Source organism: Streptomyces sp. NPDC001604 (assembly GCF_042893475.1).
Classification (GTDB): domain Bacteria; phylum Actinomycetota; class Actinomycetes; order Streptomycetales; family Streptomycetaceae; genus Streptomyces.
Map to the genome: position 1 here is coordinate 1 of NZ_JBIAUY010000031.1, position 25,744 is coordinate 25,744.

Sequence of the window (25,744 nt, forward strand, 5' to 3'; positions counted from 1 at the left end):
ATCTTACCTCCCCACCCCCCCGCGGGGTGGGGTGGTTGAGTGCCCGCCCCCCGGGCGTGGGCGGGGGGGCCCCCCCCCCCCGGGGGGCGGGGGGGGGGGGGCCCCCCCCCCCCCCCCAAACACACCGCCCCTGCGGCCTAGCCTGGGGACATGACCGACAACCATCTGGGGGAGTTCCTATGCGCACGCAGAGCGGCACTGCGGCCGCAGGACGTCGGCATGCCGAGCCACGGCGTGCGCAGAGTCGCCGGGCTGCGCCGTGAGGAGGTCGCCGTCCTGGCAGGGGTGAACGCGGATTACTACACCCGCCTGGAGCAGGGACGCGAACGCCACCCCTCGGCCCAGGTACTCGACGCGCTCGGACGAGCCCTGCGGCTGGACCCCGACGCCCACGAGCATCTGCACCGGCTGGCCGGAACAACGCCGAGCCACCGGTTCATTCACACCACGGACCGGGTCACTCCCGCCCTTCGCCAACTGCTGGACGGCTACCCCGGCGCCCCGGCGTTCGTCATCAACCGGACCTTGGACATCCTGGCGACCAACGCCCTGGCCGAGGCCCTGCACTCACCCTTCGAGCCGGCGGACAACCTGGCCCGCATGACCTTCCTCGACCCGGCAGGCCGGCAGTTCTACACCCGGTGGGGCCACACGGCACAGGCCACCGTGAGCCACCTTCGCCAGGCGGCCGGCCTCGACCCGGACAACCCGCGTCTGCGGGAACTCGTCCGCGTCCTCACCGAGCACAGCAGGGACTTCACCCGGCTGTGGACCACCCACGCCGTGCGCGGCAAGGCCCAGGACGCCAAGCACCTCCTCCACCCCGACGTCGGCGCCCTGGCCCTCACCTACCAGGCCTTCGACGTACGCGATGCTCCGGGCCAGCAACTCGTCGTCTACCAGGCCGAACCCGGCAGCCCCAGCGCCCAGGCCCTCAACCTGCTCGGTTCCCTCCACGCCACCTCGAACCGGACGGCCGGGTAGCCGAAACGCGGGTGAGGGAGAAGTCGTACGGCCCCGGAGGCCGGTGTCCGCAAGCGCGCGCCGGACACCGGGCAGGGCGGCCTCGTTGACGGTGGTGGCAGCGGTGAGGTCCGGATGGCTGCGCAGGAGCGCCTCGAGACATTCCTGACCCGAGCGGGCATCGTCCCCGCACGGCACTTCGACGCCGTCGAGTCCGCGTTCCCCCACGGCGGCCTCGAAGCCGTCCCTGGCCCTGCATCCAGGTCGACCCGTGCGGCGGCGTCGACCACGCTCGCACCGAAGGCCAGTTGCATCTGTGTGAGCCTGTTGCGGGCCGGCGGGACGACGAGACCGATCGTCCGGGTCCGGCCCTCCTTGAGGGCCCTCGCGGTCGCGTTGGGGCGATGTCCCAACGCGTCGATCACGTCCTGGATCCCCGGGCGTGGAGCGAATCGGTTCCGCGCAAGCGCTTCGACGAATGTCGGACCGGCGGTGGCCGAGGACACCGGCGTGCCGTGAGACGGAGGCGGCTCCGGCACGCGGGTGCACGTCTTGCCGCCTTGGCCGGCGCCTGTCCCCAACCCACGCTTCAGCGCCCCGACATGGCCGCTGTTTCCCCTGTTCACCGGCATGACGGCGGTCATGCGGACGGTCGGGGACCGGCCGTCGGGCACGCGCGCGTGGCCCGCAGCGCCCGCACAGCGGGCCGTCCGCCCACCCTCACACCGCAACTTTTCGAGGCTGCCGACGGCTTGCGCACCGCAGGAATCCGCTGTCGAATCGATTCGCGACAAGGTTAACGGCAGGTTGCTCCCCACCCTTGACAGACCCGCGGAACCGGGAGCACCGTCTCCCCCCGAAACCTCTCTGCAATCCCACTGCAACAACGGCACGTTCAACTGCGTCGGCATTCGCCTGCGCCCCCAACGACCCGACCGGGTTGCGCCGGCACGGTAGGGAGATCAGATGGGAACCACACGTACGAGATATCGAACACTGTTCGGCCGAGCTGGACTCCAGCGGTTACTCGCGCCGGCACAGTCGGCCCGCGCCCGGTGGAAGACCCTCGCGCGGGCGGGAGCCGCGGCCGCGCTGGTCGCCGGTGCTCTGGCGACGGCCACAGCCGGCACGGCCCGGGCCGCCACGTCCGGGCCCTGCGACATCTACGCGTCGGGCGGAACGCCCTGTGTGGCGGCGCACAGCACGACACGAGCGCTGTACGCCTCGTACAACGGCCCGCTCTACCAGGTACGCCGTGCCTCGGACAACACCACGAGGGACATCGGCGTCCTGAGCGCGGGCGGCTATGCCGACGCCGCGGCCCAGGACTCGTTCTGCTCGGGAACGACCTGCCTCATCACCGTCATCTACGACCAGTCCGGCCGCGGCAACAACCTCACCCAGGCACCCGGCGGCGGAGCGGCGGGCGGCCCCGACAACCTCGCGAACGCGACCGCCGCGCCCACCATGGTGGGAGGTCACAAGGCCTACGGCGTCTTCGTGGCGCCCGGCACGGGCTACCGCAACAACCGCACCAACGGCATCGCGACCGGGGACAGCCCCGAGGGCATGTACGCCATCTTCGACGGCACGCACTACAACGGCGGCTGCTGCTTCGACTACGGCAACGCCGAGACGGACAGCAACGACGACGGCAACGGCACCATGGAGGCCATCTACTTCGGCAACATCAAGGTCTGGGGGTACGGCAGCGGCAACGGCCCCTGGATCATGGCCGACCTGGAGAACGGCCTGTTCTCCGGGGTGAACCAGCACTACAACGCGGGCGACCCGACGATCAACTACCGCTATACGACCGCCATCGTCAAGGGCGGTCCGAACCACTGGGCCATCCGCGGCGGCAACGCCCAGTCCGGCTCGCTGTCCACCTTCTACGACGGAGTGCGTCCCAACGTCGCGGGCTACAACCCGATGCGCAAACAGGGCGCCATCATCCTGGGCATCGGCGGCGACAACAGCAAGGGCGCCCAAGGCACCTTCTACGAGGGCGTGATGACCTCCGGCTACCCGTCGGACGCCACCGAGAACGCGGTCCAGGCCAACATCACCGCGGCCGGATACAGCAACGCCTCCTCCGGCGGGACGGGCACCGGTGCGCTGCACGCGGTGGGCGCGGGCAAGTGCCTGGACGTGCCGAACTCGTCCACCACGGCCGGTACCCAGCTGCAGATCTGGGACTGCAACGGCGCCGCCAACCAGACCTGGACCCGCACGTCCTCCGGCCAGCTGACGGTCTACAGCGGCAGCAGCCAGATGTGCCTGGACGCCTACAACAACCAGACCTCCGCCGGTACCAAGGTGGTGACCTGGCCGTGCAACGGGGGCGCAAACCAGCAGTGGCAGGTGAACTCCGACGGCACCGTCAAAGGCACCCAGTCGGGACTCTGCCTCGACGTCACCGGTGCCTCCACGGCCAACGGCGCCCTGGCCGAACTCTGGACGTGCAACGGTCAGTCCAACCAGCAGTGGAGTCTCAACTGACCTGAACGGCTCCGTCCCGTGGCCGGCTCATGCCCGGCCACGGGCCCATGCGCCCCCCACTGGAGGATGACGATGTCCGGAGCCAGAGCGCTCCACGGCCTCTGGGCCGCCCCCTTGGCCCTGCTCGCCCTACTGGCCCAGGGCCTGGCCGTGACCGGGGCCGCCCACGCCGTACCCGCCGAGCGCCAAGTGCAGGCCGCCGCGCTGTACGTGGCGCCGGGTGCGGCTCCCGGCGGGAACGGCACCGCCGAGCAGCCGTTCGCCACCATCGAGCAGGCGCAGCAGCCCGCGCACCGGCTCTCGGCCGACGGGGACGTCGTGGTGTACCTGGCCGGTGGCACCTACCGGCTGTCCAAGCCGCTGACCTTCGGCTCCGGAGACGGCGGCCAGAACGGCCACACCATCACCTACCAGGCCGTGGCCGGGCAGCAGCCGGTCGTGAGCGGAGCCCAGCAGCTCTCGGGTTGGCAGGTGCATGATCAGAACAGCAACATCTGGTCGGTCCACGTCGGCACCGGAGTGAACACACGGCAGTTGTACGTGAACGGCAAGCAGGCACCGCGGGCGGCGATCCAGGTTCCCCGCTCCGCCTTCACCTTCACGCAGACCGGCCTGACCATCACCGACTCCTCCCTCGACTACCTGGCCGGCCTCTCGGACCAGAAGCACATGGAAGTCGAGAGCCTCAACTCCTTCACCGACCGCTACGCGCCGGTCCAGTCGATCAGCGGCAGAACGATCACCATGCAGCAGCCCGCGTGGAACAACAACTCCTGGGGCTACGACACCATCAACGCGCCGTTCGCCGGCGGGACGATATACCTGGAGAACAACTACGCGTTCCTCAAGCAGGCCGGACAGTGGTACCTCGACTCGTCCACCGGCGACCTCTACTACCGGGCCCAGGCCGGGCAGAACCCGAACAGCCTCGACGTCGAACTGCCCCGGCTGCAGAGCCTGCTCGGCATCAGCGGCAGCTACGACTCACCGGCCAGGGGCCTCACCTTCAGCGGCATCCGGTTCACGGGAACCTCCTGGCTCGGCCCGAGCGGACCCGACGGCTACGCGGACCAGCAGAGCGGCGCGCACATCACCGGTGCCTACGCGATGCCCGCCAACTGGCTGAGCACCTGCAAGTCGGGGTGCACTCAGTTCGAGGCCACCCGTAACCACTGGGTGCAGATGCCTGCCGCGGTCCAGGTCTCCGCGGCCGGCGGTATCACCTTCTCCGGCAACACGTTCTCCGAACTCGGCCAGGCCGGACTGGGTGTGGGCAACGACGGTGTCGCCACCGCCTCCGGCACCGGACTCGGCGCGAGCGGCGTCACCGTCACCGGCAACACCTTCACCGACCTCGCCGGCAGCGGCATCCAGGTCGGCGGCATCCAGCCGGACGCGCACCACCCCGCCAACCCGCAGATGACCAACCGGGACATCACCATCAGCAACAACAAGGTCAGCGGCGTGGGCACCGACTACAAGGAGACCGCGGGCATCCTGTCCACCTACGTCACCAACGCGACGATCACCCACAACCAGTGCGACCACCTGCCCTACGACGGGATCGACATCGGCTGGGGCTGGGGGATGAACGACCCCGGCGGCAGCCAGGACTACGCCAACCGGGGCACGTACAACTACCAGCCCGTGTACAGCACTCCCACGACCCTGAAGAACAACACCGTCTCCCACAACCTGGTCTTCGACACCAAGAACGCGATGTTCGACGGCGGCAGCATCTACAGCCTGTCCGCCATGCCCGGCTCGGTGATCTCCGAGAACTACATGTACGACAACAACCGCACCACCGCGCTGTACCTCGACGAGGGCTCCCGGTACCTCAAGGTGTCCAACAACGTGGTGCAGGACGCCGGCAACTGGGCGCTCACCAACGCCAACGCGAACAACCACACCGACGACAGCACCTTCTCCGGCAACTGGTACAACGGCGGCAACACCTATGTGGCCACCGGCCCGCCGCACAACAACGTCCTCACCGGCAACGTCCTGGTCAGCGGCACCGACTGGCCGCAGGGCGCGAGGCAGGTCATCCAGCAGGCGGGCGTGCAGTCGTCGGGCGGCGGTGGCGGCTTCCCCACGGGCTCCCACCAGTTGGTGATCGGCAACAACGGCCTGTGCCTGGACGTGTACGGCAACTCCACCGGCGCGGGTGCCGCGATCGACCAGTGGACCTGCAACGGGCAGAGCAACCAGCAGTTCGAGTTCGTGCCGGCCTCGGACGGCTACGGGCAGCTGCGGGCGCAGCACTCCGGACAGGTCGTCGCGGTGTCGGGCGGCTCCACGACCGCCGGCACGCCCGACATCGTGCAGCAGGCCCCGGACCAGGCGGCCGCGAGCCTGTGGCTGCCGGTACGGCAGTCCGACGGCTCGTACTCCTTCCAGAACAAGAACAGCGGCCTGTGCCTCGACGCCTACGGCGGCGGCAGCAACCCCGGCCAGCAGCTCGACCAATGGCCCTGCAAGAACACCCCCGGCAGCAACCAGGACTTCACCCCCCGCTGACCGGCTCTCGTCCTCGTTCACTCCACCCACTGTCCCGCACCAGTGAGGAACCCTGATGAAGAAGTACTCGCTACCCCTGCCTGCCCTCGCGCTGGCAGTCGGCACGGCACTGGCCCTGGTCGGCCCGGCGAGCTCGGCCGCGCATGCCGCATCCGGCACACTGGGCGCAGCCGCGGCCGACAGCGGACGCTATTTCGGCACAGCCGTGGCAGCCGGGCGGCTCGGCGACTCGACGTACTCCACGATCCTCGACCGGGAATTCAACATGATCACCCCGGAGAACGAGATGAAGTGGGACACGACCGAGCCGTCCCGCGGCAACTTCAACTTCGGCCCCGGCGACCAGATCGTCAATCACGCCTCCGCGCACGGTCAGCGGATGCGCGGCCACACCCTGGTCTGGCACTCGCAACTGCCCGGCTGGGTCAGCTCCATCAGGGATGCGAACACCCTGCGCAGCGTGATGAACAACCACATCACCCAGGAGATGACCCACTTCAAGGGCAAGATCTACGCCTGGGACGTGGTCAACGAGGCGTTCGCCGACAACGGCAGCGGCCAGCAGCGCAGTTCGGTGTTCCACGACGTGCTGGGCAACGGCTTCATCGAGGAGGCGTTCCGCACCGCCCGGAACGTCGACCCGGCGGCCAAGCTCTGCTACAACGACTACAACATCGAGAACTGGTCGGACGCCAAGACCCAGGGCGTCTACAACATGGTGCGCGACTTCAAGTCCCGCGGTGTGCCCATCGACTGCGTCGGCTTCCAGTCCCACTTCGGCACCGGCGGCCCGCCGTCGAGCTTCCAGACCACGCTGTCGAACTTCGCCGCGCTGGGCGTCGACGTACAGATAACCGAGCTGGACATCGCGCAGGCGCCGGCAAGCGCCTACGCGAACACCGTCAAGGCGTGCATGAACGTCGCGCGGTGCACCGGCATCACCGTGTGGGGCATCCGCGACAGCGACTCCTGGCGCACCGGTGAGAACCCGCTGCTGTTCGACAACAACGGCAACAAGAAGCCCGCCTACGACGCGACCCTGACCGCGCTGGGCGGCGACACCGGGAACCCCGGCGGCGGCATCGTCTCGGGCCAGGTGTACCAGGTGAGCGTGGCCTCCGCGGGGCGGGTGCTGGACGTGCCGAGCGGGCAGACCGGGAACGGCACGCCGGTGCAGATCTGGGACGCCAACGGGAGCGCCGCGAACCAGCAGTGGCGGGCCAGCCAGAACAGCGACGGCACGTACACACTGACCAACATCGCCAGTGGGCGGGTGCTGGACGAGCCCGGTGGCCAGACCGGCAACGGCACGCGGTTGACGATCTGGGACAGCAACGGCGGTGCGAACCAGCACTGGCGGGCCACCCAGAACGGCGACGGGTCCTACACCCTGATCAACGTGGCCTCCGGCCGGGCGCTGGAGGTCCCCGGGGGGCAGAGCGCCAACGGGAGCCCCGTCCAGATCTGGGACTCCAACGGCGGAGCCAACCAGCACTGGAGCTTCAGGTGAGGTGATCGGCGCCCGGTCAGGGCCCCCGGAACGGATTCCCGCGTCCGGCACGTCGACCGCCGCCGGACGCGGGTTCCGGCATGCCCTCAAAGCGGTCTGACCAGCGAAAAACATGGGATGTATCGGCCATCGAGTCGGCCTGTTGACTCTATTGACAGGGGCATGGCCCTGTGGGAGACCTATGCGACATGGGATGTCTGAGGGTTCTCTGTGGATACGCCATGAGTCGTCGGCCACGCTTATCGGCCGCCGCTGCATGCGTCATGGCACTGCTCACCCTGTCGCTGACGACCGCGCCGACATGGTCGGCGTCGGCCTCGGCGGCACCCCTGGTGAGCTCGGCGTCGGGGCGGTGTCTGGACGTGAAGGGCAATACCGACACGCCCGGAACCGCGCTGGAGATCTGGGACTGCAACGAACAGGCCAATCAGGCGTTCGAGTTCACCTCGGCTGGTGAGCTGAGGACGATGAACGGCACCCGGTGCGTGGACGCCTACGACGACCGGACAGCTCCGGGAAGCCCGGTGGTCGTCCGGGAGTGCGACGGGCGGGCGACCCAGGTGTGGCGACAGAACACCGACGGGTCCGTCACCGGTGTCCGGTCCGGCTTCTGCCTGGACGTCAACGGGGCAGGGACGGCCAACGGCACCGCGGTCATCCTGTGGACCTGCAACGGCCAGAGCAACCAGAAGTGGAGCGTCTCTGCACCCCCGCCCCCGGCCGGCGGTTCCGGTCCGTGTGACATCTACGCCGCGGGCGGCACTCCGTGCGTGGCCGCGCACAGCACCGTGCGGGCGCTCTACGGTTCGTACAACGGCTCCCTCTACCAGGTCCGGCGCGCCTCGGACAACGCGACCAGGGACATCGGCGTGCTGACGCGAGGGGGCTTCGCCGACGCGACGGCGCAGGACTCCTTCTGCGCGGGCACCTCGTGCGTGATCACGGTCGTCCGCGACCAGTCCGGACACGGCAACGACCTCTGGTACCAGGGCTCGGCACAGGTCCCGGGTTCGAGCCAGAGCAGCCCCGCGAAGGCGACCTCCGAGTCGCTGACCGCCGGCGGCACCAAGGCGTACTCGCTGTACATCAACCCCGGCAACAGCTACTGGCGGGACGGCCATCTCACGGGCGTGCCGACCGGTGCCGCACCCGAAGGGGCGTACATGGTGACCAGCGGCACCCACGTCAACAACGGCTGCTGCTTCGACTACGGCAACAGCGAGACCACCCGGAAGGCCGACGCCGCCGGCGCCATGGACGCGATCAACTTCGGCACCCAGTGCTGGTTCGGCGGCTGCCAGGGAAGCGGTCCCTGGGTGCAGGCCGACCTCGAATGGGGCCTGTACCCCGGCGGCAGCCAGTCCTGGAACCCCAACCAGCGGGCGTTCACGAGCAAGTTCGTCACCGCGATGCTGAAGAACAACGGCACGTCGAGGTTCGCTCTCAAGGGCGGCAACGCCCAGTCCGGCGGCCTCACCACCCTCTGGGACGGCTCACTCCCCGGCGGATACAGCCCCATGAAGAAACAGGGGGCCATCGTCCTGGGCAGCGGCGGCGACTGCTGCAAGCCCGGCGGCGGCGCCAACCTGAGCGCCGGCACCTTCTACGAAGGAGCGATCGTCGCCGGCTACCCCTCCGACGCCACCGACAACGCGGTGCAGGCCAACGTCACCGCCGCCGGCTACCGCTGAACTCCTCCCGCTTCTCCCAACTCGCCTCAGGAGTCGATGACTTATGCCCAAGACCACAGCGCGAGCCAGGCGCCTTCGGCTGCTCCCACCGCTGCTGTCCCTGCGGAGAACCCTGGCGCTCACCTTCTCGGCCGTGCTGCTCGCCGTGGCCGCCCCCCTCGTCTCCCTCGGCACCGCGCAGCCCGCCGCCGCGCTGGGCAACGGACTGGCGCTCACCCCGCAGATGGGCTTCAACGACTGGAACGCGTACGGCTGCAACGTCTCCGAGTCGCTGATCAAGTCCACCGCGCAGGCGATGCACACCAACGGCATGCAGGCGGCGGGCTATTCGTACGTCAACATCGACGACTGCTGGATGACCCACAACCGCGACTCCGGTGGCCACCTGGTGCCGGACCCGGCCAAGTTCCCCGACGGCATCAAGGGCACCGCGGACTACGTGCACTCGCTGGGACTGAAGCTGGGAATCTACGAGGACGCGGGCACCGCGACCTGTGCGGGATACCCCGGCAGCCTTGGACACGAGACCACGGACGCGCAGTCCTTCGCGGCCTGGGGCGTGGACTATCTGAAGTACGACAACTGCAACAACACCGGGGTGTCGGCACGGACCCGGTACACCGCGATGCGGGACGCCCTGGCGGCCACCGGCCGGCCGATCCTGTTCAGCCTGTGCAACTGGGGCCAGGAGAACGTGTGGACCTGGGGCGCGGACGTGGGCAACAGCTGGCGCACCACCGGGGACATCACGGCCGACTACTCCAGCATGCTGTCGATCTTCCACAGCAACGTCGGTCTGGCCTCCTATGCCGGGCCCGGTCACTGGAACGACCCGGACATGCTGGAGGTCGGCAACGGCTCACTGACGACGACAGAGAGCCGCAGTGAGTTCAGTCTGTGGGCGGAGATGGCCGCGCCGCTGATCGCGGGCACCAACATCTCCCAGGCCAGTTCGGACACCCTCGCCACGCTGACCAACTCCCGGGTGATCGCGGTCGACCAGGACCCCCTCGGCAAACAGGGCACCATGGTGTCGTCCTCGGGCGGCCTGGACGTGCTCGCGAAGCCGCTGGCGAACGGGGACGTGTCGGTGGCGCTGTTCAACGAGACCGGCTCGACCGCGACCATCTCCACCACCGCGGCCGCGATCGGCAAGACCGGGGCGTCCACATACAACCTCACCGACCTGTGGTCGGGTGCGTCCTCGACCACCTCGGGCACGATCAGCGCCCAGGTGCCGGCCCACGGCACCGTGATGTACCGGGTCGCCGGCGGCACCAGCGGCGGCGGGACCAGCGTGACCGGTCCGGTGCACGCAGTGGGCGCCGGCAAGTGCCTGGACGTGCCGAACTCCACCACGACAGCCGGCACCCAGGTGCTGATCTGGAGCTGCAACGGCGGCGCCAACCAGACCTGGACGCACACCACCTCCAACCAGCTCACCGTCTACTCCGGCAGCTCCCAGATGTGCCTGGACGCCTACAACAACCAGACCACGCCCGGGACGAAGGTGGAGATCTGGAACTGCAACGGCCAGACCAACCAGCAGTGGACGCTCAACGCCGACGGCACGATCACGGGCGTCCAGTCCGGCCTGTGCCTGGGCGTCACCGGAGGGTCCACGGCTGACGGAGCCCTGGCCGAGCTGGAGACGTGCAACGGCAGCAGCAGTCAGCGGTGGACGCTGGGCTGACTCCCCCTCCCCACGGCCATCGGCAGCTTCGGTGCCGTAGTGCGACGGCACCGCGACAGAGGAGGTTCCCGTGCTCCGATCAGCAACGCACCGCCGGGACAGGCGGTTTCCCGTCCTGCTCCTGGTCGCCCTGGCGATGGCCCTGGCCGTGTTCGGCGCACCGGCGCCCGTGTCCGCCGCGGACGTGTCGCTCCCGTGCGACATCTACGCGGCGGGCGGTACGCCCTGCGTGACGGCGCACTCCACGACCAGGGCGCTGTTCGCCTCGTACAACGGGCCGCTGTACCAGATCCAGCGGTCCTCCGATCACGGCTACCGCGACATCGGGGTGCTCGGCGCGGGCGGATACGCGGACGCCGCGTCCCAGGTGTCGTACTGCCGGGGCACCTCGTGCACGATCACCAAGATCTACGACCAGACCGCCAGACACAACGACCTGCCGATCTCCTGGGGCGGCTACTGGAAGGGCCCGGGCCCGAACGGATCCGACGTCGGCGCGGACGCCATGGCCCTGCCGGTGACCGCGGCCGGCCACCAGGTCTTCGGGGTCAAGGTCACCCCCGGCGTCGGTTACCGGATCGACCACGCGAACGGCGTGCCCACCGGGTCCCAGCCCGAGGGCATCTACATGGTGACGTCGTCGAACTACACCAACCAGTGGTGCTGCTTCGACTACGGCAGCGGCGAGAACTCCCACACCGACACCGGAAACGCCACCATGAACGCCATCTACTGGGGCAACGCCTGCTGGTTCGGCGGCTGCACCGGAAGCGGCCCATGGGTCGAGGCCGACCTTGAGAACGGCATGTTCCACACCAACACCGGCTCCAACAAGGACCCGAACAACCCTGGTGTGCACTACCCGTTCGTCAGCGCGTGGCTGAAGAACAACGGCACCAGCAACTTCACCCTCAAGTACGGCAACGGCACCAGCGGCGGCCTGACCACCACCTTCTCCGGCCCTCTGCCGAACGGCTACTCGCCGATGAAGGTCGACAGCTCGGTCCTGCTCGGAACCGGGGGCGACAACAGTCCCAACGGCGTGGGCGAGTTCTTCGAAGGCGCGATGACGGCGGGCTACCCCTCCGACGCCACCGAGAACGCCGTCCAGGCCAGCATCACCGCTGCCGGCTACGGGGTGGGAGGCGGCGGTGGCACCACGGGTGCGTTGCACGCGGTGGGCGCGGGAAGGTGCCTGGAAGCGCCGGGCGGGTCCCCGACGGCGGGTACGCAGACCCAGATCCGGGACTGCACCGGCGCCGCGAACCAGACCTGGTCCCAGACCGCCTCCCACGAGCTGACCGTCGACTCCGGCGGCAGCCGTCTGTGCCTGGACGCCTCCGGGCAGGGCACCAGCCCCGGCACCAAGGTCATCACCTGGACCTGCAACGGCCAGAGCAACCAGCAGTGGACGCTGAACGCCAACGGCACCGTCACCAGCGTGCCCTCGGGCCTGTGCCTGGACGTCACGGGCGCCGCCACGGCCAACGGCACCCCCGTAGAACTGTGGACCTGCAACGGCCAGTCCAACCAGCAATGGTCACTGAACTGACCTGATGACTCCGGGGCCGACGGCTCCTACGCGTGCCGGAACCGGCTGACGAGCACCGAGCCCCGCACCCGCGCACCGTCAACCGAGAGGACTCCCATGTCTTCGTCTCCCTCCTCCCTGCCGCTGAGCCGGCGCCGACTACTGGCGGCAGCCGGCGCGGCCACGGCCCTCGGGCTGCTGCGGTTCGCTCCCGAGGCTGCCGCGACCGACGGCCCCACCAGCTACACCCCGAGCTGGTCCTCCGTGGACCAGCACCCCCCGGCCGCGACCTGGTTCCAGGACGCCAAGTTCGGCATCTACTACCACTGGGGCGTCTTCAGCGTCCCCGCCTTCGGGAACGAGTGGTATCCGCGCAACATGTACATCGGCGGCTCGGCCGAGAACCAGCACCACATCGCCACCTACGGCGACCCCTCGGCGTGGCCGTACCACAACTTCATCGACGGCGCCCGCGACAAGGCCGGCAACTACGTGCAGTTCGCCCCGAAACTCGCCTCCCAGGGCGGCAAGTTCGATCCGGACGCCTGGGCACGGCTGTTCAAGGCCGCGGGCGCCAGATTCGCCGGCCCGGTCGCCGAGCACCACGACGGCTTCTCCATGTGGAACAGCCGCTCCAACCCGTGGAACTCGGTCCAGCACGGCCCGAAACTCGACCTCGTGGGACTGCACGCCCAGGCCATCCGCGGGCAGGGGCTGAAGTTCATGGCCTCGCTGCACCACGCCTACCATTTCAACGGCTTCTACGACCATGTGCCCTCCCAGTCCGACCCGACGCTGCGGATCCTCTACGGCCAGCAGGGCTCGGCCGCGGAGAACAAGCTCTGGTACGACAAGCTGGTCGAGGTCATCGACGGCTACCAGCCGGACCTGGTCTGGCAGGACTTCGACCTGAACCTGGTGCAGGAGTCCTACCGGCTGCAGTTCCTCGCGCACTACTACAACCAGGCCGTCGCGTGGAACAAGGACGTGGTCGCGACCTACAAGGACGGCCTCGACAGCAAGGGTGAGGTCTTCGACTTCGAGCGCGGCGGCCCGGCAGGACTGCTCACCCCCTACTGGCTGACCGACGACAGCATCTCCTCCTCCAGTTGGTGCTACACGGTCGGCATCGGCTACTACTCGACGCAGGCCCTGCTGCACTCGCTGATCGACCGGGTCAGCAAGGGCGGCACCATGCTGCTGAACATCGCCCCGATGGCGGACGGCACCATCCCCTCCGGGCAGCAGTCCATCCTGCTCGCCATGGGCGACTGGCTCAGCCGCTTCGGAGAGGCGGTCTACGGCACCCGCTCCTGGACCAGTTATGGCGAGGGCCCCACCAAGATGGGCGGCGGCTCGTTCAGCGGACCGGTGGCCGGCAAACCGCAGGACATCCGGTTCACCCGCAGCAAGGACAACAAGGTGCTGTACGCCACCGCCCTGGGCTGGCAGGGCGGCACGATGACCATCACCACGCTGAACTCGAACCAGATCAACCTCAGCACCCTGACCGGCGCCAAACTGCTGGGCAATACCGCCGGTACCTACATCGACCTGCCCGCACCGACCCAGGACGCCTCCGGCCTGCACCTCGCCATGCCCTCGGCCAATCCGCCGTTCAACGCCCTTGCGTACACGGTCAAGTTCACCTTCTCCGGTGAGATCCCCGTCCTGGGCGCGCCGGGCGGCTCCACGGCCTGGGTGAAGATCGCCAACGTCACCAGCGGGCTGGTGCTGGACAGCGGAGGCAACGTCGCCGCGGGATCCAACCTCAAGCAGTGGAACTACGACGGCAGCACCAACCTGCAGTGGCAGCTGATCGACCTCGGCAACGGCTACTACCGCATCGTGAACCGCACCAACGGCATGGTCGCCGACAGTTACGGCAACTCCGCCAACGGCGCCCCCGCCCGCCAGCAGACCTGGAACGGCGGCAACAACCAGCAGTGGTCGCTGAACAGCCTCGGCAACAACCGCTACCAGATCGTCAACCGCGGCACCGGCACCGCCCTCGACGGCAGCGGCTCCACCACGACCGGCTCCACCACGGTGCTGTGGACGCCGAACTCCAGCACCAACAACGAATGGACCATCACCGCCGTCTGACGACGACTACGGAAGAAGGTGTGCATGAAACGCAAACCGCTCTTAATGTCCCTCGTGGCCGCGCTGCTTCTCGTCCTGACCACTGCGGGCACCTCGTTCAGCAGCGGCCTCAGGGCACCCGCGGCGGCGAGCACCGGCTGCGGCAAGGCCCCGGCGCTGACGAGTGGTAACCACACGATTCAGAGCGGCGGCCAGACCCGCAGCTACATCCTGCGGGTCCCCGCGGGCTACGACAACAACCACCCCTATCGGCTGATCTTCGGCTTCCACTGGCGGGGCGGCACAGCCAACGACGTCGACTCGGGCGGAACGGACGGGTACAACTGGTCCTACTACGGCCTCAGGCGCCTGGCGGACAGCGCGAACAACGGCACGATCTTCGTCGCCCCGCAGGGCAACGGCAACGGCTGGGCCAACCCCGGCGGCCAGGACGTGGCCTTCGTCGACGCCCTGGTCAACCAGATCGAATCGGCCCTGTGCGTCGACACCACCCAGTTGTTCTCCGCCGGTTTCAGCTACGGCGGTGCGATGTCGTACGCCCTCGCCTGCTCCCGGGCGACGGTCTTCCGCGCCGTGGCCGTCTACTCCGGCGCGAACCTCAGCGGGTGCAACGGCGGCACCCAGCCCATCGCCTACATGGGTCTGCACGGCCTCAGGGACAACGTGCTGCCCATCTCACTGGGACGGGAGCTGCGCGACACCTTCGTCCGGGCCAACGGCTGCACCCCGCAGAACCCGCCCGAGCCGGCCAACGGCAGCCTGACGCACATCATCACCACCTACTCCGGATGCAGGTCCGGATACCCCGTCGTCTGGGCCGCGTTCGACGGGGCGGGCCACGACCCCGGTCCCATCGACGGTTCCACCGGTGACGGCTGGCGCACCTGGACCTCCGCGGCGGTGTGGCAGTTCTTCACCCAGTTCGGTTCGAGCACGCCCCCGCCACCGCCCTCCGGCAACCAGAAGATCGTCGGCCAGCAGTCAGGGCGCTGCCTCGACATCAACAACTCCACCACGGCCAACGGCACCCAGGCACAGCTGTGGGACTGCAACGGCGGCTCCAACCAACGGTGGACCTACAGCGCCGGAAAGCAGCTGGTCGTCTACGGCAACAAATGCCTGGGCGTCGGCCAGTCAGCGGGCAACGGCACCGCGGCGGCGATCTGGGACTGCAGCGGGCAGGCGGACCAGCAATGGAACATGAACCCCGACGGCACGATCACAGCAGTGCAGTCGGGGCTCTGTCTGGACGCCGCCGGTCAGGGAACCGCCAACGGGACGAAGATCCAGCTGTGGAGCTGCACGGGCGGCGCGAACCAGCACTGGCGCCTGGAGAACTGAAACACCGGGGCCAGGGACGGCACGCAGCCTCCCTGGCCCCGGCACCTCGATGCACAGGACGATGGGCCGACGGGCTGCCGCCGTACGGATCCCGAGTGACAGATGGGGCGAAGGCCCCATCAGCCCAAAAAACGCTTGGACGCCGTGGGTGCGGTCGCGGGACACTCCCATCCCGCCGAACAACCACACGGGATCGGGATGGGATCACCTCAAGCAAGCAAGGTTCCCCCACGCAGGGGCTCCGTGCTCCTCGCACTTCGCTACTACGGACGGGAGTTGGGCCGGCTACGGGTGTGGACCGTGCCCGGCATGCTGCTCCCGGCACTCGGCAACATCGGGATCAACTACATCGCGCCACTGGTCGTCGCAAAGCTCGTCGGCCGTATCGCCGGGAACGCCGGTATGGGCATCGGTTCGACACTGCCGTACGTCCTCGCCTTCGCAGGCGTCCTGCTGCTGGCGGAGGCGCTGTGGCGGATCGGTCTGCACTGCCTGAACCGCCTCGACGCCCTCGGCATCGAGCACCTGTACGTGCTCGGCATGGACGAACTGTTCGCCAAGGACGCGGCCTTCTTCCACGACAACTTCGCCGGGGCCCTCACCAAGCGGGTGCTGAGTTTCGCGTCCCGCTTCGAGGAGTTCGCCGACACACTGACGTTCAGCGTCCTGGGCAGCCTCGTGCCACTGCTGTTCGGGTCGGTGGTGCTGTGGCGCTACGACCCGCTGCTCGTCGTCGGGCTGTTGGTGATGATCGGAGTGACGGCGCTGTGCGTGGCGCCGCTCATCCGGCGCCGCCAGCGGCTCGTCGACCAGCGGGAGGAGGCGATCGCCCGGGTGTCGGGGCATGTCGCCGACAGCCTGATGAACATGGACACGGTCCGGGCGTTCGCCGCCGAGCGCCGCGAGGCCGCCGAGCACCGCACCCGTGTCGCCCACTCGCGGCGGCTCACACTGAGGTCGTGGGACTACGGCAACCTGCGCATCGACACGCTGGTCGCGCCGATGTCCGTACTGACCAATGTGCTGGGCCTGCTGCTCGCGGTCGCGCTCGGCGGGGGCGAGCACGGGGTGGAGGCGGTCGTGGTCGCCTTCACCTACTACAGCAACGCCACGAAGATCATGTTCGAGTTCAACCAGATCTACCGCCGTCTGGAGAGTTCGATGACGGAGGCCGCACAGTTCACCGAACTGCTGCTGGTTCCGCCGACCGTGCTCGACCCGGCGTCGCCGGAGCCGCTGCTGCCGGGGCCCGCCGACGTCCGCTTCGAACAGGTGACCTTCGCCCACGGAGGCGGGGCCCCGCTCTTCCGGGGCCTCGACCTGGCCGTGCCCAGCGGCACGAAGATCGGTCTCGTCGGCCGCTCGGGCGGCGGCAAGACCACGCTGTCACGGCTCCTCCTGCGGATGATGGACATCGACGGCGGCCGGATCCTGGTCGGCGGTCAGGACATCAGCCGGATGCGCCAGGCCGACCTGCGCGGTCTGATCGCCTATGTGCCGCAGGACCCGGCGATGTTCCACCGCACGCTGAAGGAGAACATCGCCTTCGCCCGGCCGGACGCCACCGACGCCGAGATCCGCCGCGCGGCCGAGGCGGCGCACGTCACGGAGTTCGCCGACGCGCTGCCGGACGGCTTCGACACCATGGTCGGCGAGCGCGGGGTCAAGCTGTCCGGCGGCCAGCGCCAGCGGGTCGCCCTGGCCCGGGCGATCCTGCGGGACGCGCCGATCCTGCTCCTCGACGAGGCGACCAGCGCCCTGGACTCCGAGAGCGAGGTCCTGGTGCAGGAGGCGCTGTGGCGGCTGATGGAGGGGCGGACGGCGCTCGTGGTGGCCCACCGGCTGAGCACCGTCGCCGGCATGGACCGGCTCGTCGTCCTCGACCGCGGACGGATCGTCGAGCAGGGCACGCACCAGGAACTGCTCGCGGCCCAGGGCGCCTACGCGAAGCTGTGGCAGCACCAGTCGGGCGGGTTCCTCGACGACAGTGCCGTGGACGACGGCGCCGTCGTAGAGAGTGCGATGCAAGACACGGCCCTGGATGACAGTCCCGCCCGCGCCGACCTGCACTGACCGGCGGGTCATGCCCGTCCCGGGGGCCTTTCCGCCCTGCACTTCCCTCTCGCTCTGCCGGTGGGGAGGCGTGGGGCGGAGGTCTCCGGTGGCCGGCCCGTGCGCCGGGACGGCACCGGTCGTCGGCGAGCGCGGGCGTGGTCCGCACCCGCCGACGCTGACGCGGGGTTGTCAGGCCGACGGCAGCGCGGCGGCCGTGTCGCCGAAGGCCTGCAGAGGGCTCTTGAACAGCGGGTCCAGGACGATCGTGGCGGCCGCCACGACCAGGATCGCCGGCCCGGCGTGCGGGGTCTGGATCCGGTCGGGGTCGTCGCAGACGTGTGCGTGGGTGATCGCGGCCGTCCGGATCTCGTCGAGGTACTCGGTCTGGAGCGTGCTCGACGTCTCGGTGATCACCACCAGGTCCGGGTTGAGCACGTCGAGCAGCAGCCCCGTCGCCCGGCCCACCGCCCCCGCGCGCTCCCGCAGCAGCGCGTCGGCCCGCCGGTCGCCGGCCGCCGCCGCGTCCACCAGCAGACCGATGTGCGGCTCGGGGACGATGCCCTGCTCCACCGCGCGCCGGGTGAGCCGGGTGTCGGAGACGGTCGCCTCCAGACAGCCACTGCGGCCGCACGGACAAGCCACCGGGCTGTCCGGCACCGGCAGATGCGCCACATCCCCCGCGCCCGATCGCGGCCCGCTGTGCACCACGCCGGCGATCGACAGGGCCGCGTCGACCACGTTGCCCACGAACAGGTGCAGCAGGGATCGCCGTGCCTCGGGCCGGCCGAACAGCAGCTCCGACTGCGCGACGGCACGGGCATGGTTGTCCACCCGCACGGGCAGCCCGGTGTGCCGCCGCAGCTCGGCCGCCAGTGGGCGCTGGTGCCAGCCGAGCGCGTCATGCCGTACGACCGTGCCGGTCTCCGGGGCCACCCAGCCGCCGATCGCCGCGCCCGCCCCGAGGACCCTCGCGCCGGTCGGGGTCCGCTCGGTGATGAAACGGGCCAGCGCACGGCCCAGGTGGTCCGGGAGGTCGGCGGCCGGAATCCCGTCGTGCTGGATTTGCTGCCGGGCCACGACCGTGCCGCGCAGATCGGTCAGCCCGAAGTCCGCGCCGGGCACCCCGATGTGCACGCCCGCGACCAGCGGCCCGCCCGCGCCGCCGGTCCGCAGGTCCACCGGGATCTGCGGCCTGCCCACCCCGCTCGCCGCGACCAGCTCAGGCACTTCGCACACCAGGCCGAGCCGGGCCAGGTCGGTGCACTGGCGGGAGACGGCCGCCGGACTCAGCCCGGACAGCCGGGCTATGCCGCTGCGGGCCACCGGGCCGTGGTCGAGCACGGCCCGCAGCACCGACGCCGCGTTGGCCTCCCGGCGGCCGTCGCCCGAGGTGCGCGCGGCGGGGGGAACGGTCGTCGACATGGCAGGCCTTCTCGGTCTCGCGGTCTCCGGTCTGAGGAGGTGACAGGGTCCAACATGCCGTGTCCCCGGCCGGTTTGGCGACCGGGAGCGGCCGGGACCACGGCCGGCATGGCGGGCGTGTTGCAGGGTCGTGAAACGGACCGGGGGAGTGTTGACCGGCGTGCGGCGGCCCACCCAAGCTCGTTGAGGAACACCCACCCCCGTCATTCCTCACCGGCCAGGCCCCCACCTGCCCGGATTTCCTTCCGCTCAGAAAGCAACTAACCGTCGTCACCTCGCGAAGGGCCCCTCCCATGACTTCCACCGCACCCGCCGCGACCCTCACGGTCGAGAAGGTCGGCGGCCGCATCGGCGCCGTCGTCTCCGGTGTCCGCCTCGGCGGCGACCTCCCGGAGCCCGTCGTCGCGGCGATCCGTGCCGCGATCCTGGAGCACAAGGTCGTCTTCTTCCGCGACCAGCACCATCTCGACGGCGACAGCCACGAGGCGTTCGGCCGGCTGCTCGGCGAGCCCGTCGCCCACCCTACCGTCCCCTCCGTCGACGGCAAGTACGCCTTCGGCGTCGACAACGACCACGGCGGCCGCGCCAACCAGTGGCACTCCGACGTGACGTTCGTGCCCGCCTACCCCGCCTTCTCGATCCTGCGCGCCGAGGTCGTCCCGCCGTACGGCGGCAACACCCTGTGGGGCAACACGGCCGCCGCCTACGCCGAACTCCCCGACGCCCTCAAGCTGTTGGCGGACAACCTGCGGGCCGAGCACACCAACGACTACGACTACGCGGAGGCGCGCCCCGAGGCCCGCGCCGGCGAACTGGAGCAGCACCGCAAGGTGTTCACCTCCACGAAGTTCCGCACCGACCACCCGGTGGTGCGCGTGCACCCGGAGACCGGGGAACGCGCCCTGGTGCTGGGCGGCTTCGTCAAGCGCCTGGTCGGCCTGCGCGGCCCCGACTCGCGGGCGATCATCGGTGTCCTCCAGTCGCACGTCGAGCGCCCGGAGAACACCGTCCGCTGGCAGTGGCGCTCCGGCGACGTCGCCGTCTGGGACAACCGGGCCACCCAGCACTACGGCGTCGACGACTCCGGTGACCACCCGCGCACCCTGCGCCGCGTCACCATCGACGGCGACGTGCCGGTGGGCGTGGACGGCCGCCGCTCGGTACTCCTGGAGCCGACGTCGGTGCCGCAGCCGACGTACGGGATCGCCTCCGGCGCCTCCACGGACGGCAAGGTCGCCGAGGAGGGCATCAACGTGCCCGCATGACGCCCGACCCGGCCCCGTTCGGCGGCGTCAAGCAGTCGGCTCACTACTCTGTCGGTGTGCTGTCATACGACGAACTGACCTCTCCGGAACGTGAGTTGTGGGATGCGTTTCCCGAAGGGCGCCGCGTGGATCTGCGGTCCGGTGTGGGCGAGGACGACCGGGTGGCCGACGGTGGGCAGTGGGGGGCCGGGCGTACCGTCCGGGCCGAAGTGATCGTCGCGCTGCTGCTCGGTGTGCACTCGGTGCAGCCCGGCGCGGTGGGAGCCCTGGCGCTTGCGGGCGCGCGGATAACCGGCCGGGTCAACCTGGCCGGTGCGCGGATCGATCACCCTCTCTGGATCGAGGACTGCTGGTTCGAGCAGGACGTCAGCCTCTTCGGGGCCGAGACCCGCACCGTCGCGATCACCCGCAGCCGGATACCCGGCCTCGAAGCCGGGTCGGCCCGCATCGAGGGACGTCTCGACCTGCTGGGGTCGACCGTGGAGGCCGGTCCGGTCTCCGCCTTCCACCGGGAGCTCAGCGCCCTCTCCCAAACCCACGCGCACGTGACCGGCGGAGTGAACCTCAACAAGGCCCGACTGCTCGCCCCCGAGGGGTGGGCCCTGTCCGCTGGTGGCCTGGTCACGGACGGAGGCCTCTTCTGCGGGGGCGGCTTCGTCGCGCACGGTGAAGTGCGGCTGCTGGGCGCACAGTTGCCGGGCGGGCTGTTCATGCAGGGCGCGCAGCTGGAGCGCCCCGGTCCGCGCGGGGTGGCCCTCGCCCTGGACAACGCCGTGGCTTCGACGCTCGAGTTCTCCCGGGGCTTCACCGCGAACGGCACCGTGCGTCTGCGCGGTACCCGGGTCTCGGACAACGTGACCTTCCAGGGAGCCGTCCTGAACGGGCCTCCCGAGGGTGACGGCCCGGCCCTGCTGTGTGCGCTCATGCAGGCCGTCGACTTCGACCTCAACCTGGCCCGCCCGCCGTCCCAGGCGGTGGACCTGCGGGGCGCGCAGGTGTCGTATCTCCACGACAACGAGCACAGCTGGCCGCGGACGGTGGAGCTGGACGGCTTCGTCTACGGCTCCATCAAGGTGACCGTGGCGGGCGATCGGCGGGAGGCGGTGGGGTGGCCGGACTCCGTGGCGCACCGCCTGCGGTGGGTACGGTGCAGCCCCGGCTACAGCCCCCAGCCGTACGAGCAGTTGGCGAGCTGGTACCGCAAGGCCGGCCATGACGGCGACGCCCGCCGGGTGCTGCTGGCCAAGCAGCGGCACCGGCGGCGCACGCTGCGGCCGGCGGCCCGTGCGTGGGGCCAGTTGCTGGACGCGACCGTGGGCTACGGCTACCGGCCCTGGCTGGCGGGTGTCTGGCTGCTCGTGCTGACCCTGCTGGGGACCATGACGTTCAGAGCTCACAGCCCCACACGGGTGCAGGCGGGCGAGGGGCCACGGTTCCAGCCCCTCGTCTACACCCTCGACCTGTTGATCCCGATCGGCGGTCTGGGCCAGCGCACCACCTGGTACTGGACGAGCGGCACCCTCCAGTGGCTGGCCTATCTGCTGATCGCCTTCGGCTGGGTGCTGACGACGGCCGTCATCGCGGGCGTGACCCGCTCCCTGCAGAAGAACTAGACGGCGACGCCGTCAGGGCCAGGAGTGTGTCCACTGCGCTGTCCGCATTGCGGGACGGCCCTCTTGACGTGGCTCCGAGCGGGACCGACACTCCAGAGGAGAATCCTAGTGAATAGGTAGGGAAACGCATGGGGCGCCTTGAGCCGGTCACTGTCCGAGTGATCCGTCCGCCTCTCCTCACCTCCCGCCGTCACATCGATCTGCAGCGTGTCTGCAGTGCGATCAGCCCCCAGGGCTGAGTCCGCCCGACGTCGCATCCGCCGCGCGTACGTCCGCGCCCTCTCCCGGGGAGTTCCATGTCCATCACACCTCTGGCCGCCCACACCTCCGCCCGGCCCGCGCCCGCCTTCCGCGGCCGGATCGGCAGCGACGCCCGCAGCGGCCACTACGCCGTACCGGGCCGCTACCGCCTCCATCTGTCGACCGCGTGTCCCGACGGCCTGCGCATCGCCGTCACCCACAGCCTGCTCGGTCTGGACACCGTCTGTCCGGCGACCTTCCTGCCCGCCGTCCCCGACACCCCGGAAGGCGGCCACCGCGCCCTGCGCCCGCTGTACGAGGCGAGCGCGCACCACTACACCGGCCCGGCCGTCGCGCCCGTGCTCAGCGACGACTGGTCCGGACGGATCGTCAGCACGCACGCCCCGGACATCATGCGCGACCTCGCCCGCCGCTTCGGCAGCGATCGCCCCTCGCCCTACCCGTGCGGCGCGGAGTCGGAGATCGAGGCCGTCGAGCGGATGTGCGCGCAGGGCATCGAGGACGCCGCGCAGTGCGCCGGATCGGCCGGCGGTGAGGAGTCGGAGCGCGCGGCGGCGCTCGAGACGCTGCTCGAAACGCTCGGTGCACTGGAGCGGTGGCTGGTCGGGCGGACGTACATGATCCGCGACGAAATCACCGCCGCGGACGTCGAGTTGTGGGTCGCGCTGGTCCAACTCGACACCGTGCACCGCAATCATCTGGACGCAGGTGCCGTCCAGCGGATCGCCGCCCATCCCACCCTGTGGGCCTACGCCCGCCGGCTGGCCGCCCATCCGGCCTTCGGTGCCCATCTCGACCTGGACGGCATCGCCCGGCGCCACCACGCCCGTTGCCAGGGTCTGGAGGCCGCCGGAGCCGCTGTCCAGATCCTGGACTGGGCGGCCCATGCATCCGAAGGAAACGGGACAGACCCGCAGGTCAACAGGGATTGAGCCGTTCCACACAGTGGACCGGCGTTGACATTCCGTCGGGCAATTGTTTTAACTACCAACCAGAACGGTCATGAGTGTCAGCGACAAGCCCTGGCTGGCTGACCGGCAACCCTCGCTCCGCGGTGGGGTGCCCCAGGTGACGACCGGACCGGATGACGTTTCGGTAAGCGCGAGGCCCTCAGGGGCCGGAACAGTGACGGTGACGCCATGTACGCAGCTCCCAGGACGGCCGCACGCCGCCCTCAGGGCTGCGTACAGCCGTACGCGAACCTGCTGAACCTGTTCGCCGCCGACCGTGCCGTCGATCTGCTCCGTGTGAACAGCGCACTGTGTACCGCACCGGGCCGTGCCCGCTGTCGGGGCTGACACCTCCCCACAGCCCCCGCACTCCCTGACGAACACCGCCCGCGCGGTGTGCCGTTGTCCTCCCCGCCCCCGGTGCCCCCGTCCACCCGTGCGCTGAGCAAGTCGCTGCAGCGCACGGCTGCCGCGGCCTGTGGGGTGTCCGACTCCGCCGGAGCCCACCATGAGTGAACCCCCTGGCGCCGCCGTCGCCCTCGCCGATGCGCCGCCCGCCGACGAACCGTCAAATCCCCTCGCCGCACAGCGCGTCCTGCCGCTGCGCAGGCCGGGACGCTGGATCGCCACCGCCGTCGTCCTGGTCCTCGCGGCCCAGTTCGTGCACGGCCTGACGACCAACCCGTTCTACCAGTGGGACCGCTTCGGCTACTGGTTCCTGCGGCCGAACATCCTCGACGGCCTGGTCATCACCCTCGAAGTCGCCGCCTACAGCGCGGTGTTGGGCCTGGCCGGCGGTATCGTTCTCGCCCTGGCCCGGCTCTCGAAGAGCCCGGTGCTGCGGGCCGTCAGCTGGACCTACATCTGGGCGCTGCGCTCCATCCCGCTCATCGTGGTGCTGCTCTTCCTCTACAACTTCAGCGCCCTGTACAAGACATTGAGCGTCGGCGTCCCCTTCGGACCGGCCTTCCTCTCCTTCGACGAGTCCAAACTGGCCACCGACATGGTCGTCGCCGTCATCGGCCTCAGCCTCAACGAGGCGGCCTACGCGGCCGAGGTCGTCCGCGGCGGCATCCTCTCCGTCGACCAGGGCCAGCACGAGGCGGCGGCGGCCCTGGGCCTGCCGAAGAGCTACCAGTTCACGAAGATCGTCTTCCCGCAGGCGCTGCGCTCCATCACCCCGAACTACGTCAACCAGCTCATCGGCCTGATCAAGAGCACCTCGCTGGTCTTCTACGTCTCCCTGCTCGACCTGTTCGGCACCGCGCAGTCCATGGGCGCCACCTACCCCGGCGACATCGTGCCGCTGCTGCTGGTCGCCACCGTCTGGTACCTGATCCTGACCAGCGTCGTCTCCGTCATCCAGTTCTACGTCGAGCGGTACTACGCCCGGGGTGCCACCCGCAGCCTGCCGCCGACACCGTTGCAGAAGCTCCGCACCGGTCTCACCGACCTGCGAGCCCGTATCCGCAGGGAGGTCGCCGTATGAGCGCGAAGACCCTCGAGCCGCTGGCCGGCGTCGAGGCCGCCACCGTCGAGGTGCACGACGTGCACAAGTGGTACGGCGCCCACCGCGTCCTCAACGGCATCGACCTGACGGTGCGGCCGGGCGAGGTGACCGTGATCCTCGGCCCGTCCGGCTCCGGCAAGTCCACCCTGCTGCGGGTCATCAACCACCTGGAGAAGCCGGAGATCGGCCACGTCAGCATCAACGGCGAACTGGTCGGAGTGAAGCGGGAGGGCGAGCGGCTGAAGGAACTGAGTGAGCGGGCCATCCTCACCCAGCGCGGCCGCATCGGCTTCGTCTTCCAGAACTTCAACCTCTTCCCGCATCTGACGGTCCTGGACAACGTGGCCGCCGCCCCGGTCGCCACCGGCAGGCTCACCAAGTCCGAAGCACAGGAACTGGCCCGCGAGTTGCTCGGCCGGGTCGGTCTCGCCGACAAGACCGGCGCCTACCCGCGCCAGCTCTCCGGCGGCCAGCAGCAGCGCGTCGCCATCGCCCGCGCCCTCGCCCTGCGCCCCGGCGTCATCCTCTTCGACGAGCCCACCTCCGCCCTCGATCCCGAACTGGTCGGCGAGGTCCTCGCCGTCATCAAGGACCTGGCGACCAGCGGCACCACGCTCGTCATCGTCACCCACGAGATCGGCTTCGCCCGCGAGATCGCCGACCGGGTCGTCTTCATCGACGGCGGAAGGATCGTCGAACAGGGCCCGCCCTCCGAGGTCCTCGACAAGCCGCAGCACGAGCGCACCAGGGACTTCCTCAGCAAGGTCCTCTGACCCCTGAGGCACCTGCCGCGCCCCACGACTTCCCC

The 25,744-nt window shown here is 69.7% G+C and carries 16 protein-coding genes, 2 pseudogenes and 1 riboswitch; of the genes and pseudogenes, 16 read left to right on the forward strand and 2 right to left on the reverse strand.

All coding sequences use genetic code 11. From position 1 onward, the window contains the following. Window positions 1-150 precede the first annotated feature (150 nt). On the forward strand, window positions 151-984 hold the full coding sequence (locus tag ACFY1E_RS45960) for a helix-turn-helix transcriptional regulator (RefSeq protein WP_389088059.1): 834 nt from the start codon (window positions 151-153) through the stop codon (window positions 982-984). Between the two features lie 87 nt (window positions 985-1,071). On the opposite strand, the pseudogene ACFY1E_RS45965 reads toward ACFY1E_RS45960, so the two are convergent. Then, window positions 1,072-1,512, reverse strand: a pseudogene (locus tag ACFY1E_RS45965) (hypothetical protein); the annotation flags it as partial. Between the two features lie 417 nt (window positions 1,513-1,929). Between ACFY1E_RS45965 and ACFY1E_RS45970 the strand changes: the two are divergent. The 9 genes and pseudogenes from ACFY1E_RS45970 to ACFY1E_RS46010 all read left to right on the forward strand — a co-directional run bounded on the left by ACFY1E_RS45970 (window position 1,930) and on the right by ACFY1E_RS46010 (window position 17,933). Beyond that, on the forward strand, window positions 1,930-3,465 hold the full coding sequence (locus ACFY1E_RS45970) for an arabinofuranosidase catalytic domain-containing protein (protein ID WP_389088062.1): 1,536 nt from the start codon (window positions 1,930-1,932) through the stop codon (window positions 3,463-3,465). Window positions 3,466-3,537: 72 nt separating this feature from the next. Further along, window positions 3,538-5,988 carry an RICIN domain-containing protein gene (locus ACFY1E_RS45975; protein ID WP_389088064.1) on the forward strand — a complete coding sequence of 817 codons (2,451 nt, stop codon included), beginning with the start codon at window positions 3,538-3,540 and terminating at the stop codon, window positions 5,986-5,988. 55 nt (window positions 5,989-6,043) lie between these two features. Beyond that, window positions 6,044-7,495 (forward strand): annotated as a pseudogene (locus ACFY1E_RS45980) (endo-1,4-beta-xylanase); the annotation flags it as partial. Between the two features lie 266 nt (window positions 7,496-7,761). Continuing rightward, entirely contained in the window at window positions 7,762-9,189 is a 1,428-nt protein-coding gene (locus ACFY1E_RS45985) for an arabinofuranosidase catalytic domain-containing protein (RefSeq protein WP_389088067.1), read from the forward strand. A gap of 43 nt (window positions 9,190-9,232) precedes the next feature. Continuing rightward, the gene (locus ACFY1E_RS45990) at window positions 9,233-10,882 is read left to right on the forward strand and encodes a glycoside hydrolase family 27 protein (RefSeq protein ID WP_389088069.1); all 1,650 of its coding nucleotides are present in this window, start codon (window positions 9,233-9,235) and stop codon (window positions 10,880-10,882) included. Window positions 10,883-11,018: 136 nt separating this feature from the next. After that, window positions 11,019-12,434 carry an arabinofuranosidase catalytic domain-containing protein gene (locus tag ACFY1E_RS45995; protein ID WP_389088187.1) on the forward strand — a complete coding sequence of 472 codons (1,416 nt, stop codon included), beginning with the start codon at window positions 11,019-11,021 and terminating at the stop codon, window positions 12,432-12,434. Between the two features lie 96 nt (window positions 12,435-12,530). Further along, a complete protein-coding gene (locus ACFY1E_RS46000; RefSeq protein WP_389088072.1) occupies window positions 12,531-14,519 on the forward strand; it encodes an alpha-L-fucosidase in 1,989 nt (662 codons plus the stop codon). A 45-nt stretch (window positions 14,520-14,564) separates the two neighbouring features. Continuing rightward, a complete protein-coding gene (locus ACFY1E_RS46005) occupies window positions 14,565-15,860 on the forward strand; it encodes an RICIN domain-containing protein (RefSeq protein ID WP_389088189.1) in 1,296 nt (431 codons plus the stop codon). Between the two features lie 198 nt (window positions 15,861-16,058). Then, complete coding sequence (locus tag ACFY1E_RS46010; protein WP_389088074.1) at window positions 16,059-17,933, forward strand: ABC transporter ATP-binding protein; 1,875 nt, start codon at window positions 16,059-16,061, stop codon at window positions 17,931-17,933. Between the two features lie 171 nt (window positions 17,934-18,104). Here ACFY1E_RS46010 and ACFY1E_RS46015 read toward each other — a convergent pair whose 3' ends face one another. Beyond that, complete coding sequence (locus ACFY1E_RS46015; RefSeq protein WP_389088077.1) at window positions 18,105-19,337, reverse strand: ROK family protein; 1,233 nt, start codon at window positions 19,335-19,337, stop codon at window positions 18,105-18,107. Between the two features lie 293 nt (window positions 19,338-19,630). On the opposite strand from ACFY1E_RS46015, the gene ACFY1E_RS46020 reads away from it, so the two are divergent. The 6 genes from ACFY1E_RS46020 (at window position 19,631) to ACFY1E_RS46045 (ending at window position 25,709) form a co-directional block, all read left to right on the forward strand. Then, window positions 19,631-20,602: a TauD/TfdA dioxygenase family protein gene (locus ACFY1E_RS46020; protein ID WP_389088080.1), complete on the forward strand. Its 972-nt coding sequence runs from the start codon at window positions 19,631-19,633 to the stop codon at window positions 20,600-20,602. Window positions 20,603-20,658: 56 nt separating this feature from the next. Further along, window positions 20,659-22,215 carry an oxidoreductase gene (locus ACFY1E_RS46025; RefSeq protein WP_389088192.1) on the forward strand — a complete coding sequence of 519 codons (1,557 nt, stop codon included), beginning with the start codon at window positions 20,659-20,661 and terminating at the stop codon, window positions 22,213-22,215. A gap of 128 nt (window positions 22,216-22,343) precedes the next feature. Beyond that, window positions 22,344-22,454, forward strand: coding sequence for a putative leader peptide (locus tag ACFY1E_RS46030; RefSeq protein WP_389088082.1), 111 nt, complete (start codon window positions 22,344-22,346; stop codon window positions 22,452-22,454). A gap of 57 nt (window positions 22,455-22,511) precedes the next feature. Then, the gene (locus ACFY1E_RS46035; protein ID WP_389088084.1) at window positions 22,512-23,408 is read left to right on the forward strand and encodes a glutathione S-transferase C-terminal domain-containing protein; all 897 of its coding nucleotides are present in this window, start codon (window positions 22,512-22,514) and stop codon (window positions 23,406-23,408) included. Window positions 23,409-23,474: 66 nt separating this feature from the next. Next, a riboswitch (SAM riboswitch) is annotated at window positions 23,475-23,584 on the forward strand. 350 nt (window positions 23,585-23,934) lie between these two features. Next, a complete protein-coding gene (locus ACFY1E_RS46040; protein WP_389088087.1) occupies window positions 23,935-24,915 on the forward strand; it encodes an amino acid ABC transporter permease in 981 nt (326 codons plus the stop codon). Then, window positions 24,912-25,709, forward strand: a complete 798-nt coding sequence (locus ACFY1E_RS46045) for an amino acid ABC transporter ATP-binding protein (protein ID WP_389088089.1) — start codon at window positions 24,912-24,914, stop codon at window positions 25,707-25,709. Before ACFY1E_RS46040 ends, ACFY1E_RS46045 begins: the two co-directional genes overlap by 4 nt. Window positions 25,710-25,744: the final 35 nt, after the last annotated feature.